The organism is Kitasatospora sp. NPDC091335 (genome assembly GCF_044757205.1).
In the GTDB taxonomy this organism is placed as follows: Bacteria; Actinomycetota; Actinomycetes; order Streptomycetales; family Streptomycetaceae; genus Kitasatospora.
Map to the genome: position 1 here is coordinate 221,141 of NZ_JBIVUM010000008.1, position 15,058 is coordinate 236,198.

General features: G+C 73.3%; 14 protein-coding genes. 8 read left to right on the top strand and 6 right to left on the bottom strand.

Annotation, left to right across the window (positions count from 1 at the left end; all coding sequences use genetic code 11):
- Window positions 1–156: 156 nt before the first annotated feature.
- Window positions 157–1,785: a M20/M25/M40 family metallo-hydrolase gene (locus tag ACIQOW_RS19325; protein WP_401086407.1), complete on the bottom strand. Its 1,629-nt coding sequence runs from the start codon at window positions 1,783–1,785 to the stop codon at window positions 157–159.
- A gap of 152 nt (window positions 1,786–1,937) precedes the next feature.
- Here ACIQOW_RS19325 and ACIQOW_RS19330 point away from each other — a divergent pair, with 152 nt between their 5' ends.
- Window positions 1,938–2,120 (top strand): antitoxin, encoded by a 183-nt coding sequence (locus ACIQOW_RS19330; protein WP_188301905.1) that lies wholly within the window; start codon window positions 1,938–1,940, stop codon window positions 2,118–2,120.
- Between the two features lie 101 nt (window positions 2,121–2,221).
- On the opposite strand, the gene ACIQOW_RS19335 is transcribed toward ACIQOW_RS19330, so the two are convergent.
- Window positions 2,222–2,431, bottom strand: a complete 210-nt coding sequence (locus tag ACIQOW_RS19335) for a hypothetical protein (protein ID WP_401086411.1) — start codon at window positions 2,429–2,431, stop codon at window positions 2,222–2,224.
- Window positions 2,432–2,504: 73 nt separating this feature from the next.
- Here ACIQOW_RS19335 and ACIQOW_RS19340 point away from each other — a divergent pair, with 73 nt between their 5' ends.
- Window positions 2,505–3,095, top strand: coding sequence for a TetR/AcrR family transcriptional regulator (locus ACIQOW_RS19340; protein ID WP_401086414.1), 591 nt, complete (start codon window positions 2,505–2,507; stop codon window positions 3,093–3,095).
- Window positions 3,092–4,495 (top strand): MFS transporter, encoded by a 1,404-nt coding sequence (locus ACIQOW_RS19345; RefSeq protein ID WP_401086417.1) that lies wholly within the window; start codon window positions 3,092–3,094, stop codon window positions 4,493–4,495. Before ACIQOW_RS19340 ends, ACIQOW_RS19345 begins: the two co-directional genes overlap by 4 nt.
- A 91-nt stretch (window positions 4,496–4,586) precedes the next feature.
- Here the strand turns inward: ACIQOW_RS19345 and ACIQOW_RS19350 are convergent, their stop codons facing one another.
- Window positions 4,587–5,114, bottom strand: coding sequence for a DinB family protein (locus ACIQOW_RS19350; RefSeq protein WP_401086420.1), 528 nt, complete (start codon window positions 5,112–5,114; stop codon window positions 4,587–4,589).
- A 212-nt stretch (window positions 5,115–5,326) separates the two neighbouring features.
- Between ACIQOW_RS19350 and ACIQOW_RS19355 the strand changes: the two genes are divergently transcribed.
- The 5 genes from ACIQOW_RS19355 to ACIQOW_RS19375 all read left to right on the top strand — a co-directional run bounded on the left by ACIQOW_RS19355 (window position 5,327) and on the right by ACIQOW_RS19375 (window position 9,749).
- Window positions 5,327–5,929 (top strand): PadR family transcriptional regulator, encoded by a 603-nt coding sequence (locus tag ACIQOW_RS19355; protein ID WP_401086423.1) that lies wholly within the window; start codon window positions 5,327–5,329, stop codon window positions 5,927–5,929.
- 181 nt (window positions 5,930–6,110) lie between these two features.
- Window positions 6,111–6,989, top strand: coding sequence for a class I SAM-dependent methyltransferase (locus tag ACIQOW_RS19360; protein WP_401086426.1), 879 nt, complete (start codon window positions 6,111–6,113; stop codon window positions 6,987–6,989).
- Window positions 6,990–7,426: 437 nt separating this feature from the next.
- Complete coding sequence (locus tag ACIQOW_RS19365) at window positions 7,427–8,314, top strand: oxaloacetate decarboxylase (RefSeq protein ID WP_401086429.1); 888 nt, start codon at window positions 7,427–7,429, stop codon at window positions 8,312–8,314.
- Window positions 8,311–8,628 (top strand): hypothetical protein, encoded by a 318-nt coding sequence (locus tag ACIQOW_RS19370; protein WP_401086432.1) that lies wholly within the window; start codon window positions 8,311–8,313, stop codon window positions 8,626–8,628. The genes ACIQOW_RS19365 and ACIQOW_RS19370 overlap by 4 nt, the downstream gene beginning before the upstream one ends.
- Before the next feature lie 134 nt (window positions 8,629–8,762).
- Window positions 8,763–9,749 (top strand): bile acid:sodium symporter family protein, encoded by a 987-nt coding sequence (locus ACIQOW_RS19375; protein WP_401086767.1) that lies wholly within the window; start codon window positions 8,763–8,765, stop codon window positions 9,747–9,749.
- 441 nt (window positions 9,750–10,190) lie between these two features.
- On the opposite strand, the gene ACIQOW_RS19380 is transcribed toward ACIQOW_RS19375, so the two are convergent.
- The 3 genes from ACIQOW_RS19380 to ACIQOW_RS19390 form a co-directional block, all read right to left on the bottom strand.
- Complete coding sequence (locus ACIQOW_RS19380) at window positions 10,191–11,354, bottom strand: serine hydrolase domain-containing protein (RefSeq protein ID WP_401086435.1); 1,164 nt, start codon at window positions 11,352–11,354, stop codon at window positions 10,191–10,193.
- 97 nt (window positions 11,355–11,451) lie between these two features.
- Window positions 11,452–12,624: a serine hydrolase domain-containing protein gene (locus ACIQOW_RS19385; RefSeq protein ID WP_401086438.1), complete on the bottom strand. Its 1,173-nt coding sequence runs from the start codon at window positions 12,622–12,624 to the stop codon at window positions 11,452–11,454.
- 447 nt (window positions 12,625–13,071) lie between these two features.
- A complete protein-coding gene (locus ACIQOW_RS19390) occupies window positions 13,072–14,862 on the bottom strand; it encodes a sulfatase (protein WP_401086770.1) in 1,791 nt (596 codons plus the stop codon).
- Between the last annotated feature and the right edge of the window lie 196 nt (window positions 14,863–15,058).

Below are 15,058 nucleotides of genomic sequence, written 5' to 3' on the forward strand. Positions count from 1 at the left end.
GTACCGGCCCCGGGCCGGATTGTCAGTGGTCTCCGCTACGTTGGCCGCACCCGCACCCACCAGGGGCGATGCCGGAGGGAGGTCCCGGATGGAGTCGTCGCGTACGGCGGTCGGGTGGGCCCGCCGGCCGGAAGCGGCAGCGGGCCCACCCGGGCGTCAGGCCGTCACGTTGTGGGAGCTGCCTCCGCTCGGGCCGCTGATACCCGTCGCCTCGCCGGGCGCCGCCTTGGCCGCCGGGGGCTTGGCCGGGACGGGCTTGCGGAGCGAGGACAGGTCCCAGGCGTAGGTGCCGACGGCGTTCGCGATCACGTCGATGTTGACGTCGAAGACGCGCATGTCGATGTTGCCCAGGTTGTCGCAGGCCTTGTGGTAGCACGAGTCGTACGCGAGTCCGGCCGTGCCGCCGTAACGGGCCGCCTGCTCGGGGGACTTGAACTTCTCGGCGCCGGTGTCGGTGCCGCCGGCCGGGATGCCCGCGTCGATGAACGGACCGTAGTCGGAGCGGCCGTCGAAGGCGGTCGGGTCGTGCGGCAGGCGCCGGCCGTCCAGGTAGCCGTTGATGTCCCGCTCCAGCTGCGCCGAGCCCTCGGGCCCGGCGTCGCCACCGGCGCTGCCGGAGCCGTTGTAGACGAACTGCGCGTAGTTGGGGGATGCGATCATGTCGAAGTTGAGGTAGAGGCTGACTTTCTTCTTCTCCGCGTCGGAGAGGGAGTTGACGTACGCCTCGGCACCCTTGAGGCCGAACTCCTCGGCCGACCACCAGGCGAACCTGACCTTGTTCTTCACCGGGTGGGCACCGAGGTTCTTGGCGACCTCCAGGACGCCGGCCGTGCCGGAGCCGTTGTCGTTGATGCCCGGTCCCTCGGGGACGGAGTCGAGGTGCGCGCCGACCATCACGGTGTTGTCCGGGTCTCCGCCGCGGGTCTCGGCGAGGACGTTCCAGGTCCTGCGCTGCTCCATGAAGGTGCGGATGTCCAGGGTCACCCGGACGGGCCCGGCGGCTGCCTGCGCGGCCAGCGCCTCGCCCGCGGCCATGGTGATCCCGCCGGTCGGGATCTTCCCTGCCGTCGGCTCGCCGAGCGTCCCGTTGAGGCTGCCCTCGATGTTGTTGTAGACGATCGCCCCGGACGCGCCCGCGGCGGCCGCGGCGGCCTGCTTCTCGGCGAAGCTGCATCCGCCGCGGCGGATCAGGGCGATCTTCCCGGTGAACGCGCCCGCCGGGTAGTCGGCGGGGGTGCAGCCGGTGGCAGCGCCGACCGGAGCGACCGCCAGGTCCGCGGTCAGGCCCGCGTCCGGACCGCTCACCGAGTACGTCATCGCGACCACCGGCACCGACTCGGCCTTCGGGGACACCACGTCGAGGCGCTCCGAGCGGGCCTCGAAGAAGGTGTACACGAATTCCTGCTTGGACACCTTCAGTCCGGCCCGCCGGGCCTGCTCGTAGACGTAGTCCACGGACTGGTCGTGCCCCTTCGAACCGGCCACCCGGGTACCGCCGTTGCGGTCCGCGATCCGCTGGAGCGCGGCCAGGGTGGCGCGGGCGTCGCGGGCGCTGCTGGCCTCGACCAGCCGGGAGGCCAGCCTGGCACCCTTGCGCGCCGGGTCCGGGTCGGCCGAGGCACTGCCCGCACCGGCCAGCAGCAGCGGGGCGACCAGGGCGGCGACGGTCAACGCGGCGCCCGCGCCTCGCCGGGTGACGGCGGTTCGGGGGCGTCCGGTCGGCGTGACGCGGTCGTACGGGGTGGAACGGTCGAACGGGGAAATGGAGCGACGGGTGCGCAGCATCAAGGCAACTCCTTCCGACGGGCCGTGAGGTCATGATTTGACATGATCGGAATCGTGTTGCCAAGCCTTTACGCACACCTTGCGGGATGCGGACTCCCGCTCGCGCGGCGATATTGGAGGAGTGGGGGCGTCTCATCCAGGAGTGTGACCAGATGTCCATGATGGATAAGCTCAAGAACCTGCTGAAGGGCCACGAGGACCAGGCCGACAAGGCCGTCGACAAGGCGGGCGACGCCGTCGACCAACGCACTCAGGGCAAGTACAGCGGTCAGGTGGACTCCGCCCAGGAGCAGCTGAAGAACCAGTTCCGCGACCAGCCGCCGTCGCAGCAGTAACGGGCTCGACCGGCGCCGCTACCGGAGCGCCCGGCCGCTCCTCCGTCCGGGCGCTCCACCCCGGCCCTCCGTCCCGGCCCGGCCGCCCGGCCGGGCCGGGGTCAGGCTTCGTGGCTCCCGGGGTCCGGCTCCCCGGGGCGGCTCCCGACGCCGTTCCCGGCGGTGTTCCCGCCGTCGGCGCCGTCGCGACCGGAGTTCCCGTCGCCCGTCCCGCAGTTCTCGCAGGAGTCCGGGCCCGGCCGCTCGCGCAGCCGTCCGCACTCCGGGCACACCCGGTCCAGCCAGCAGGCCGGCTCGCCGCCTTCGTCCATGCCGTCGATTCTGCCGGGGCATCCTCACGAGCGCGAGTAGACACTGTCTACGGCAGCTGGTAAACAGTGTCTCATGGCCGAACAGGAGCAGGATCTGCGGGCCCGACTGGTGGCCGCCGGCGTGGAGCTGGTGGCCGAGGGCGGCGTCCAGGCGCTCGGCCTGCGCGAGATCGCCCGCCGCGCCGGGGTCTCGCACGGCGCGCCCCGCCGCTACTTCCCCACCCACCGCGAGCTGCTCGCCGCCATCGCCCAGCAGGGCTTCGGCAGGCTCACCGACACCCTCGCGGGCGCCGACGCGCTCGCCGCCGGCACCGGCGGCGACGCGCGCACCCGCCTCGACGGGCTCGCCCGCGCGTACCTCGGCTTCGCCGCCGCCAACGCCGGCATGTTCGAGCTGATGTTCCGTCACGACCTGCTGGAGGGCAGCGGCGCCGAGCTGCGCCGGACCACCCTGCCGCTGTTCCTGACCTTCGTCGGGCTGGTCGCCGAGGCGCACCCGCGGTCGGACGATCCGACCACCGCCACCGCGGCCCTCTGGTCCAACCTGCACGGCCTCGCCCAGTTGCGCACCTGGGGCAGCCTGCGGCTGATCACCGGCAGCGAGTCCGTCGAGCCGCTGCTGAGCGCCGTACTGGACGCGCATCTCGGCCCGGCCGCCCGGTGAGGCCGCGGCACCGCCGGGGGCTCGTCCTCACCGCGAGCATCACCGGCGCCGCCCTGGTCGCCGTCGACGGCACCGCGCTGACCGTCGCCCGGCCCGCCCTCCAGCACGACCTGCACGCCTCCGTCACGGCCGTCCAGTGGGCCGGCACCGGCTACCTGGTCGCCGTCGCCGCCCTGCTGGTCTTCGCCGGCCGGCTGGGCGACCGCTACGGACACCGGCGGGTGTTCATTCTCGGGGTGACGGGCTTCGCCGCCTGCTCGCTCGGGATCGCCCTCGCGCCCGGCATCGGCTGGGTCATCGCGCTGCGCGTGGTCCAGGGCATGACGGGCGCGCTGCTGCAACCCGCCACCCTGGGCATGCTGCGGGCCACCTGGCCCGCCGACCGGCTGTCCGGGCCGATCGCGGTCCGCACCGCCGCCATCGGGCTCGCGGCGGCGGCCGGGCCGCTGGTCGGCGGGGCGCTGACCGCGCACTTCGGCTGGCGGTCGGTCTTCGTGCTGGGCCTGCTGCCCGCCGCGGCCGCCCTGCTCGCCGGCATCGCGGTACCCGCCGGGGCCGGCACCTCCGAGGCCCGCCCCGCGAGGCGCGCGCCCGGCGCCGGGCTCGACCTGCCCGGCGCCGCCCTGCTCGGGCTCACCCTGGCCTGTCTGGTGCAGAGCCTGGTGGCGATGCCGGACGCCGGCCGGCCGGCGGGCCCGGTGCTCGGCCTCGCCGCGGCGGGCGCCCTCGCCCTGCTCCTGGCACGGCACGAGCGCCGCACCGCCCACCCGCTGCTGCCTCCAGAACTGCTCCGCTCGACGGCGGTCGCACCGCCGCTCGGTGTGCTGCTGGCGGCCTCGGCGGCGCTCCAGGGCACGCTCTTCCCCGCCACCTACTTCCTCCAGGACGTGCTCGGGCTCGACCCCTTGCAGAGCGCCGTGCGGGCGGCGCCGCTCGCGTTGACGATGATCCTCGCGGCCTCCTGCTCCGCCTGGTCGACGAGGCGTCACGGCGAGCGGGCGGTGGTCCTGTCGGGAATGACGCTGGTCACCGCGGGGGCACTGCTGACCGCGTGCCTCGGGCCCGGTTCGGGGACGGTCGCGATCGGTGGCTGCTTCGCGCTGCTCGGCGCCGGCTTCGGCGCCGTGATGGCCACCGCCACCGCTGTCGTGGTCCGTGGCGTGTCCGCCGCCCGGGCCGGGGTCGCGGGCGGGTTGCAGCAGACCGTGCTGAACATCGGACCGGCACTGGGCATCGCCCTGGCCACCACCGTCGCCGGCCACACCGCCCCGGGCGCGGCGCTCGCACCGGCCGCCCTCGCGATGGCGGTGCCGGCCGCCCTGGGGACGCTGCTCGCCGTACGGCTGCCCGGCCGGGCGGCAGTTCCGGCGGCCCGGCCGGAGCCCGTCGCGCATCCGTGACCCGGCGCCCCGCCCGTCACGCGGCCGGGCCGGCGACCGTCACGCGACCGGGCCGGTGCGCGTCACCCGGCCGCGCCCGGCGCCCATGCCGTCACACGCCGGTGACGCCGTCGATGCACTCCCTGAGCAGGTCGGCGTGGCCGTTGTGGCGGGCGTACTCCTCGATCAGGTGCACCAGGATCCAGCGCAGCGAGACGCTGTCCGCGCCGAGCACCGCCGCGGCCTGCGGGGAGAGCGGGCCGGCCGCCTCCAGCGGCTCCTCCGCGATCAGCTCCCGCCCCCGGTCGACCTCCGCGTTCCAGTCCGCCAGCGCCTCGGCCATTCCGCGCGCCGGGTCCAGTCCGTAGCCGTCCGCGTTGTCCTGGCCGTACACCGGCGGAACCTCCCGGCCGGCGAACACCCGCTGGTGCCAGTTGCGTTCGACCTCGGCGAGGTGCTGGACCAGACCCAGCAGGGTCATCGTCGACGGCGGGACGGCCGCCAGCCGCACCTGCCGGTCGTCGAGCCCGGCGACCTTGCCCGCCAGCGTCGCCCGTTGGAAGTCCAACCAGGTTTCCAGCATGGCGCGTTCGGCGGCGTGCGGGGGCGGGATCGGCCGCCCGTCCGGAGTGATTGCCATGGCCTTCACTCTGGCACACCTCCCACCGCCTCCGACCGGGCCGCACCTCAGAGATCCCGGCGGCCCGAACAGCCCCGCCGAGGCTGCGAGTTCACGGCCCTCCCGCCGGCCGGCCCGCCCGGCACCGGAGAGAGATGCATCGTTTCGATGCACATCGACAAGAGGTAGCATGAGCGCCCCGCAGTGCGCACTCCGACCGAAGGGCTCCAGCCGTGTTGACGCTCGCGATCCTCGGCTTCCTGTACGACCGGCCGATGCACGGCTACGAACTCAAGTCCCGGATCACCGCGCTGACCGGCCACGTCCGACCGGTGAGCGACGGCGCGCTCTACCCCGCCATCGCCCGGCTGGAGAAGGCCGGGATGCTGCACCGCCACACCGAACCGGGCAGCGGCGCCGCACCGCGGCAGACGTTGGAGCCCACGCCGGCGGGACGGGCCGAACTGCTGCGCCGGCTGGCCGACCCCGAGCAGTCGGAGATCACCGACCAGATCCGCTTCTTCACCGTCACCGCCTTCCTGCACCACCTCGCCGACCCGTCCCGGCAGGCTGCCGTCCTGCGCCGCCGGCTGGCCTTCCTCGACGCACCGAGCAGCTTCTTCCACGACGGAGCCGGCCTGCCGGTGACCGCCGAACGCGAGCCGAACCCCTTCCGGCGCGGAATGCTGCTCGTCGCCAGGGCCTCCACGGCGGCCGAGCGGGCCTGGCTGACCGGCACCGTCGCGGAGCTGGAGCGGCCGGGCGGGACGGAGCCCGCGGAATCCCCCGCACACGGAGGGAACCCGGGGCTTCGGAACGCCAGGCGGACCAGGTGAACCGGTAGCGAAAACGAAGGGACGCACCCCTGCCGAACAGCGGAGCGAAGAAGCGGATTCGGGCCGTTCCACATCTGGTTCCACCGGGCCCCCGCATCGCTATGATGATCGGCCTCACGTCCTCGGCGTCCCTCCGCGGCGTGATCCGCCACCGCGCTCCGCCATCCCCCTGGAGGCCGCCGTGCCCACTGCCGAGACCGCGGCCGAGGCCGCCGTCCACCCCGCGCCCCTGAAGCGGGACGACATTCCCGGCTGGTTCTTCAGCCTCGACCGGGCCGCCTTCGTCCACCTGCTGTCCGCCCAGAGCGAGGCCGGCCTCACCGGCGACATCCTGGAACTCGGCAGCTACCTGGGCCGCAGCGCCGTCCTGCTCGGCGACCACCTCCGGCCCGGCGAGCGGCTGACGGTCTGCGACCTGTTCGACTCCGACGCGGGCGACGCGGACAACGCCGCCGAGATGGCCATGTCCTACCGCAAGACCCTGACCCGCAGCGCCTTCGAGGCCAACTACCTCGCCTTCCACGGCGCGCTGCCCGAGATAGTGCAGGCGCCGACCTCCGCGCTGGCCGACGGCCGCATCCCCGCGGGCAGCTGCCGTTTCGTCCACGTGGACGCCTCGCACCTCTACGAACACGTCGCCGGGGACATCGCCGTGGCCCGCGCCGCGCTCGCCGGGAACGGCCTGGTCGCCCTGGACGACTACCGCTCCGAGCACACCCCCGGGGTCTCGGCCGCGGTCTGGGAGGCGGTCTTCACCGGCGGGCTGCGGCCGGTCCTGCTCACCCCGATGAAGTTCTACGGCACCTGGGGCGACGCCGCGGCCGCCCGGGCGGTCCTGCTGGAGCGCGACTGGCAGGCCGAGGGCTACACCGTCGACGACGACAGCATCGCCGGCACCCGGGTGCTGCGCCTCAACTACCGGGTCAAGGCCCCGGTCCAGCGCTCCGCCTCGCGCCGGCTCGCCATGGAACTGCTGCCCCCGGTCGCGACCAAGGCCACCCGCAGAATGCTCCGGACCCTGCGCGAGCGCCGCGCCGTGCCCCCGGTCCCGAGCGCGTGACCCCCACCGGGGCCCACCCCTCACCGGTCGGGCCCCGGCATCACCCTCCTCCCGCACGCACCCACGACCACCGCGGCCGACACCCGGTGCCCCCGCCGCCGCGGCGGCGAGCAGCGCCCGGTCCGGCCCGTCGAAGGCCGCCTCGCCGCGTCGCCATCACCCCGCTTGCCGTCCCCGCCCGCCCCGGCCGGCCGTGCCGCGAACACCGCCGCCCCGCCTCGGGGCCCAGCCCTGCGGCGACGCCGGGCGAGCATCATTCCGTCCAGAACGGTGCCAATTTCTCGGCTAAAAATATTTTCTACATGTCTTCACTCACACGAGGGAACCTCACTTAAAGATTTGCCCACGGAACGTTAAAGGGCGCATAGTGATGACACCTCAGTTTGGTCTGGCGAACACCAAGTTCAGGCAAAGTCATCCCCAGTGAGGAGAAGACCTTGTTCCACGGAATCACGGCATCGAACACCCCCGGCCAGCGGCTGCGCGAGGAGATCGCGGGCCCCGGGACGACGCCGTTGATCGGCGTCTACGACATGTACTCGGCCTCCATCGCGGCCGAGCACTACAACGGCATGTTCGTCTCCGGCTTCGGCTTCGCGGCCTCGTACTACGGGCTGCCCGACATCGGCTTCATCGCCTGGCCCGACATGGTGGCCTTCGTCGAACGGCTGCGCGGCGCCTTCCCCCGGCACCACCTGCTGGTCGACATCGACGACGGCTACGTCGATCCCGAGGTGGCCTGCCACGTGGTGCGCAGGCTCGAACGGATCGGCGCGTCGGGCGTGATCCTGGAGGACCAGAAGCGGCCGCGCCGCTGCGGGCACGCGGACGGCAAGATGGTGCTGCCGCTGGAGGAGTACCTGGAGAAGCTGGAGCTCGTCCTCGCCAACCGGACGGACCTGGTGGTGGTCGCCCGCACCGACGCCACCGAGGAGGACGACATCCTGCGCCGGGCCCGGGCGCTCGCCGCCACCGACGCCGACGTGGTGCTGGTGGACGGCGTGCGCAGCGAGGAGTGGATCCGGCGGATCCGCAAGGTGGTCGGCGACAAGCCGCTGCTGTTCAACCAGATCGCGGGCGGCAAGTCGCCCCGGCTGTCGCTCTCGGAGCTGTCGGGGCTGGGGGTGGACGTGGCCATCTACAGCACGCCGTGCCTGTTCGCGGCGCACCGGGCGATGGACGACGCGCTGGCCGGGCTGAAGAGCGCCGACGGCCGGCTGCCCGCCCCGGCCGGGGAGCGCGAGCAGGTCGGCGTGCGGGAGTCCACCGAGCTGCTGGAGCGCAACATCTCGCGCTCCCGCGGGCTGATGGCGGTGACGGCGTGAGCGCCGGGCTGCGCGGGCCCGCCCCGCCCTCGCCGGCCGCCGCTCTGCGGGCCACGGTCCTGGGGCTGGCCGGGGCGTGCGCCCTGCTCGCGGGGGCCGCGACCCCCGCTGCGGCGGGCGGTGGGCTGATCACGGTCGTGGACAACTCGAACGCCGACTCGTGGCTGGAGATCGACCGGACGGCCAACCTCCAGAACGGCAGCGGCTCGGCGGGCAGCGACCACGACGGCGCGGGCTCGCTGGTGGGCGGACTACTGGGGCCGGGATCCTCGTCCGGACCCTCGCTCCGCCCGGTGGCGGGGGGCGGCCCGTGACGGACCGGCCGGCGTGCCCGGAGCAGCCACCAGGGCTCCGGGCGCGCGGTGAACGGGCGCAGCCGGAGCGCGGCTCCAGGTCCCGCTCCGGCCCCCGCTCCCCCAGGCTGCTGCCGCGCTGGCTGGACCCGTACATGGCGGCACTGGCCGGGACGGTCGGGCTGGCCGCGCTGTTCCCGGCCTCGGGCGCCTCGGCACGGGTCGCCGAGGTGGCCTGCGATCTCGCGGTGGCGCTGCTGTTCTTCCTCTACGGCGCCCGGCTCTCCACCCGCGAGACGCTGGCCGGGCTGCGGCACCTGCGGCTGCACGGGCTGGTGCTGGCCGCCACCTTCGGCCTCTTCCCGCTGCTCGGGCTGGCCACCGCGCTGCTCACGCCCGTCCCGCTCACCGGGCCGTTGCAGACCGGGGTGCTGTTCCTCTGTCTGGTGCCTTCGACGGTGCAGTCCTCGGTGGCCCTCACCGGCGCCGCCGGGGGCAACGTCCCGGCGGCGATCTGCGCGGGCACGTACTCCAGCCTGGCGGGGCTGGTGCTGACGCCCCTGCTGGCGGCGTCGCTGCTGGGCTCACACACCGCCTTGTCCGCCGACGGACTGCTGCGGATCGGGCTCCAACTGCTCGCGCCCTTCCTGCTGGGGCAGTTGCTGCGGCCGTGGATCGGCGGCCTGCTGTCCCGGCACAAGCGGGTGCTCACTCCGGTGGATCGCGGCTCGATCCTGCTGGTCGTCTACACGGCGTTCAGCGCGGCGGTGTCCCAGGGCATCTGGCACCTGGCCACACCCCTCGCCCTGCTCGGACTGCTCGCGGTGCTGCTCGCCCTGCTCGCCGTCGCCCTGGCGGCCACCGGGCTCGGCGCGCGGCTGCTGGGGCTCGACGGGCCGTCCACCGTCGCGGCGGTGCTCTGCGGTTCGCAGAAGAGCCTGGCCAGCGGGCTACCGATGGCCACCGTCCTGTTCGGCACGGGCGCGGGGCTGATGGTGCTGCCGCTGATGCTCTACCACCAGCTCCAGTTGGTGGTCGGCACGGTCCTGGCCGGTCGCTGGTCGCGGGCACCGGAGACCGCCCCGGCCGGCCGGATACCGGCCGCGCTCACGGGACCGGACGCTCCGCCGGCGCCCGGGTGATCCCCCGGCGCAGCCTGGCCGAGGCACCGGGCTGCCGGCCGAGTCGGTGAGCACGTCCGGCCGACAGCTCGGGCCTCCGGGTCGGCTCCAGCACCACCGCGAACGGGTGGTGGCCCTCCGCCAGGCGGTCGCCCACCCGCCCACCCGCCCGTCCAACGCTTCGCGTGTGAGGGCGGGGTGGGCGGCGACCATCCGCAGGAGGCAGTTGTCGTTCCACGTGCTGCTGCGCCGAGCGTCCGGCGAGGCGAGCCGGTCGGTGATCGCGGCGGCATCGCGAGCGATCGTGTGCCGGGCGCACGGACAGCCGCCCGGCAGAGGCCCGGCCTGGTGGTGCGCTGCGACGAGTTCCCACCGCCGGCCAGGCCGCACTCCCTCTCGCCGCCGCTCTCATCCTGACCCGGATCCGTACCGAGGAGACAGGCCCCACGATGCGGGTCAGGGTCAGCGGCAGAGGGCCGTGTCGACCGCGTCGGTCAGGCGCTTGGCCGTGGGCGCGTCCGGGATGGTGGTGACGGTGATGTTGACGGCGCGGCCGTCCTCGGTGACGCCTCCCCGGGTCCGGTGGCCCGGAGAGGTGCCGCCATGGCCCCAGACGAGGCCGCCGCAGGTCAGCGGCCTGCTCTGGATCCCCAGCCCGTAACGGACGCCGGGGCCCAGGAGCTCGGCCGGGACGGTGGTCCGCATCTGGGCGAGCTGGGCGGCGGGCAGCAGACGGCCCGTCAGGAGCGCGCTGTAGAAGGTGTTGAGGTCGGTGTTGGTGGAGACGACCGCCCCCGCGGACCAGGCCATCGACGAGTCCATCGCGGTGTAGTCGATCAGCGGCACGCCCGGGCCGGTGGTCAGGTAGCCGTGCGGGTGGGGCTCGCGGAGGGCGGTCTCCCCGGTGGCCGGGACGTAGGTGTGGCGCAGGCCGATCCGGTCGATGACGCGCTTGGTGACCTCCTCGCCGAAGGGGCGCCCGGTGACCTTCTGGATCAGCAGGCCGGCCACCAGGTAGTTGGTGTTGCTGTACAACCAGTCGGTCCCGGCGGGGAACAGTGCCTTCTGCGCCAGTGCCCCGTCGAGGAGTTCGCGCGGCTCGAAGTAGCGGTACTGGATGGTGGTGAAGTCGGTCAGCGCGGGGGCGTCCATGTAGTCGGGCAGGCCGCTGGTGTGCTGGAGCAGCTGGCGGACCGTGATGTTCCGGCCGTCGATGCCGTCGCCGCGCAGGAGACCAGGCAGGTAGGTGTCGATGTCCGTGTCGAGCCCGACCTTGCCCTCGGCGACCAGTTGAAGGACGACGACGGAGGTGAACGCCTTGGTGTTGCTGCCGGCCCGGATCTGCCCGTCGACGGGGACCTTTGCCCCGGTGGCCAGGTCCCCGACACCGGCGGTGTAGGTACGGCTGCGGCCGTCGCGCCCCTTGACGGTGGCGAGGGCGGCGGGCATCCCGTCCTCCTTCACCAGCGCGTCGAGGCGCTGCTGCACGACGTCCGGGCGCGGTGCGGCGGAGGCCGCGGTCGGGGCGAAGGCGGTCAGCGCGAGCCCGGCGGCAGCCGTGGCCGTGGTGGCGTACCGCACCATGCGGATGCGGCGCGCCGTGCGCTGCGGGGTGTGTTCGTTCATCGGGACTCCACTGCTGGGAAGGACGAGGGGCGGGTGCGAGGCGGGGCGGCCGGGTGGCCTGGACCGAAGGCCGACGCAGGCCACCCGGGGGGGACGGTCAGCGGCAGAGCGCCTCGTCCACCGCCTGGTCCGCGTGCTTGCCGCCGTCGCCGCCGCCGTCGCCCGCGATCGTGGTCACGGCGATGTTCACGGAGCGGCCGTCCTCGGTGGTGCCGCCGAAGGTCTCGTAGCCCGGGATCGCCCCGCCGTGCCCCCAGGAGAGCCCGCCGCAGGAGAGCGGGCGGCTCATCAGGCCGAGGCCGTAGCGGACCCCGGGGGCGATCGCGTCGGCGGGGACGGTGGTACGCATCTGGTCGAGCTGGGCTGCGGGCAGCAGGCGGCCGCCGAGCAGTGCGCTGTAGAACCGGGTGAGATCGGTGTTGGTCGAGACCATCGCACCGGCCGCCCAGCCCCAGGACGGGTCCAGCTCCGTGTAGTCGCGCAGCGACCCGTCCGCGGCAGGCTGGTAGCCCTTGGGGTGGGCCTCGTGGATCGTCATGTCCCCGGGGACGGGGAAGTAGGTGTGGCGCAGGCCGATCCGGTCGATGACGCGCTTGGTGATCTCCTCGCCGAGCGGGCGGCCGGTGACCTTCTGGATGATCATTCCCGCCAGCAGGTAGTTGGTGTTGTTGTACTCCCACTGGGTGCCGGGCGCGAAGTGGGCCTTCTGGGCCAGCGCGGCGTCGAGGAGTTCACGGGGTTCGAGGTACTGCTTGGGGTTGCTGAGCACGCCGTCGCGGTTCACGTACTCGGGCAGGCCGCTGGTGTGCTGGAGCAGCTGACGGACCGTGATGTTCCGGCCGTCGAAGCCGTCGCCGCGCACCAGGCCGGGCAGGTAGGTGTCCACGCTCGCGTCCAGGTCCACCTTGCCCTCGGCGACCAGTTGCAGGACGACGACGGAGGTGAACGCCTTGGTGTTGCTGCCTATCCGCACCTGCCCGTCCACCGGGACCTTGGCCTTGCTGGCCACGTCGCCGACACCGGCGGTGTAGGTGCGGGTGTGGCCGTCGCGGCCCTTGACGGTGGCGAGGGCGGCGGGTACCCCGTCCTTCTGGACCAGGGCGTCGAGGCGCTGCTGCACGACGTCCGGCCGCGGTGCGGCGGAGGCCGCGGCCGGTGCCAGGATGCCGGCCACCACGGCGGCGGCCACGGCGGTCACGGTCGCCGCCGTCCCGCGCCGGCGACCGCCGAGACGGTTCGGACGGTGGTGCTGCGATGCGGTGTCGTTCACGGGAATACCCCCTGGTTAGGGCGCCGGACCTCTTCTCGGCGCCCTCCAAGAAGACCATCCGACGGACCGTCAATCCGTCCGCGCACAGGACGAGACCGCACCCGGGAACCTGCTCCGGGCCGGGGCCGGGCACAGGACCGTACTCCCGGGGGCCTATGGCTATCCACCCGCGCCCGCTGGGCACCGGTCGACGACACCCGTCAACCATCGAGCGGGTGATCCGCAGGAAACGGCCGAGGCCTCTTGGCGCAGCGCGTCGGGGTCCGAGGCCCGGCCCGCGTGCGGGCGTTCTCGCCGAGGCCCGGCCCTGACCGGCCGGGCCTCCCGCCTGCCCCGGCGCACGGCCGCAGTCCCGCCACAGTCCTGTCCCGGGCGGCGATCAGGCCCCGCCGCTCCACTCCGGCCGCGCCCCGGGGCAGGGTCGTCCCTTCACCCCGCCGGATTCCTTCACCCTGCCGGATCCGTCGCGCCGTCCGGCCCGTTCAGGGCGTCGAGTTCGCCGGACAGGGCGTCCAGCCGCTGCCTGGGCAGTGCGCCGAGCGCGAAGGAGGCGAACTGCACCGGGGTGAGGCCTGCGATGACGGTGGCGGCCGGGCTGTCGATCAGGGGGCCGAGGTAGCGGCGCAGGACTTCCGAGGCTCGGGGGTCGGCCAGGAGCGCGGTCAGCGGGGTGTTGACGCCGAGCGGCCGGTCCGGGTACTCCTCGGCACGGGCGGGTGGTTGGAGGGCGGCGAGGGCTTGGGGGTGCTGGCGGCGGGCGAGCAGGTGCTCGCCGGTCACCGGGCCCTCGTGCGGCAGGCCGAGACGCTGGTACTGCTCCTCGGGAGCGTCGGCCGATCGCAGCTGGTCGACGAGCAGTCGGGCCATGCGCAGTTCGAGGTCGTCGTCGGTCAGGGGGTTCTGCTGGCCGGGGTCGGTGTGCAGGTCGAACAGCAGGGTGCCGAAGGCGTACGGACCGGCGAACGTGAAACCCGGCACCTTGAGCAACGGGACACCCTTGGTGAAGGTGAACGGCGGGACGAGCTCGGCGGTGCGCAGTTCCTCGGGGCGGAAGCGGCCGCGCATGTGGGTGGGCATCAGGGTGTGTTCGAACAGGGGGCGGTTGTCCGGTGTGGTGCAGGAGCGCATGTAGACGTGGCGTCCGTCGGTGATGCTGACGTGGCCGCCGAAGGCGCCGAACAGTGCGGCGTCGCGGACGGGGGTGTCGTGGGCGACGGTGTCGCGCAGGGGCCGGCCCTGCATGTCGGGGGTGCGGTCGACGCCGAAGTACTCCAGCAGGGTCGGGCCGAGGTCGATCGTCTGGACGAGGGCGTCGCGGCGTTCGCCCCGGACGCCGGCGCGCGGGTCCCAGACGAACAGCGGGGTGTGGATCGTCTCGTCGTACCAGGGCTGGACGTTCTTGCCCCACCAGCCGCGCTCGCCCAGCAGCAGCCCGTGGTCGGTGCACACGATTAGCATCGTGTCCTCCCACAGCCCGTGCTCGTCCATCGCGTCCAGCACCCGCCCCAGCGAGGCGTCGCACATCGACAGCAGCGCCGCGTACTCCAGACGCCCGTGCTCGACCTGCTCCGGCGACTCCAGCACCTTGCGGTAGTCGGGCCAGTCGAAATGCGGACCGTCGTACGCGTGCGGATACAACTCCTTGTGCCGCGCGTGACTGTAGAACGGCTCATGCGGATCGAACGTCTCGATCTGCAGGAACCACCCGTCCTCGCCACGGTTGGCGTCGATGAACTCCAGCCCCGCGTCGAACGTCCGCGTCTGCGGATGATCCGCCTCGTCCGCCAGGTGCGCCCGGTTCACCCAGTCCTGCCGGAACGACTCCGCACGCAACAGCTTGAGACTCTCCGGGATCTCCGGATCCGCGACCCGCCCCTTCCACGCGTCGCCCTCCTGCCCGCGGAAGAACTCGAAGGTCCGGAACCGGCCGTGGTACGTGGCACCCCCGTCCTCCCAGTAATGCTGATGGTCGGTCGCCAGATGCGTGTACACCCCCGCCTCCCCCAGCATCTGCGGCACCGAGTCGTCGAACGGCTCCAACGGCCCCCACCCGCGGTGCAGGAAGTTGTACCGCCCCGTGTGCAGCTCCCGCCGCGCCGGCATGCACGGCATGCTCCCCGCATAACAGTTCCCGAACGTCGCACTGCGCTCCGCCAACCGCGAGAAATTCGGCGCATGAACCCAGTCCGCACCATAAGGCGGCAGGAAACGCCGGTTCAGACTGTCGAACATGACCATGATGGCTTTCACGGGGGGTCCTCTCGGCGGTTCGGCCGGCCGACGGCCGGTGGCAGCCGACGGTGCGCCCGGGTCTGCGGACAGTCGTCCGGGGGCGCGACCGCCGACGCCGCACACCATTCCCGAAGTGGCAGTACTGCCATATGGCAGTTGTGCAAAGTCCGGATGACCAGCCACCGAAGACTCGGCACCGCCT

Coding starts and splice junctions, on each gene's coding strand:
- ACIQOW_RS19325 (WP_401086407.1), bottom strand. CDS start 1,785: ATGCTGCGCACCCGTCGCTCCATTTCCCCGTTCGACCGTTCCACCCCG.
- ACIQOW_RS19330 (WP_188301905.1), top strand. CDS start 1,938: ATGTCCATGATGGATAAGCTCAAGAACCTGCTGAAGGGCCACGAGGAC.
- ACIQOW_RS19335 (WP_401086411.1), bottom strand. CDS start 2,431: ATGGACGAAGGCGGCGAGCCGGCCTGCTGGCTGGACCGGGTGTGCCCG.
- ACIQOW_RS19340 (WP_401086414.1), top strand. CDS start 2,505: ATGGCCGAACAGGAGCAGGATCTGCGGGCCCGACTGGTGGCCGCCGGC.
- ACIQOW_RS19350 (WP_401086420.1), bottom strand. CDS start 5,114: ATGGCAATCACTCCGGACGGGCGGCCGATCCCGCCCCCGCACGCCGCC.
- ACIQOW_RS19375 (WP_401086767.1), top strand. CDS start 8,763: ATGGCGGCACTGGCCGGGACGGTCGGGCTGGCCGCGCTGTTCCCGGCC.
- ACIQOW_RS19380 (WP_401086435.1), bottom strand. CDS start 11,354: ATGAACGAACACACCCCGCAGCGCACGGCGCGCCGCATCCGCATGGTG.
- ACIQOW_RS19390 (WP_401086770.1), bottom strand. CDS start 14,862: ATGGTCATGTTCGACAGTCTGAACCGGCGTTTCCTGCCGCCTTATGGT.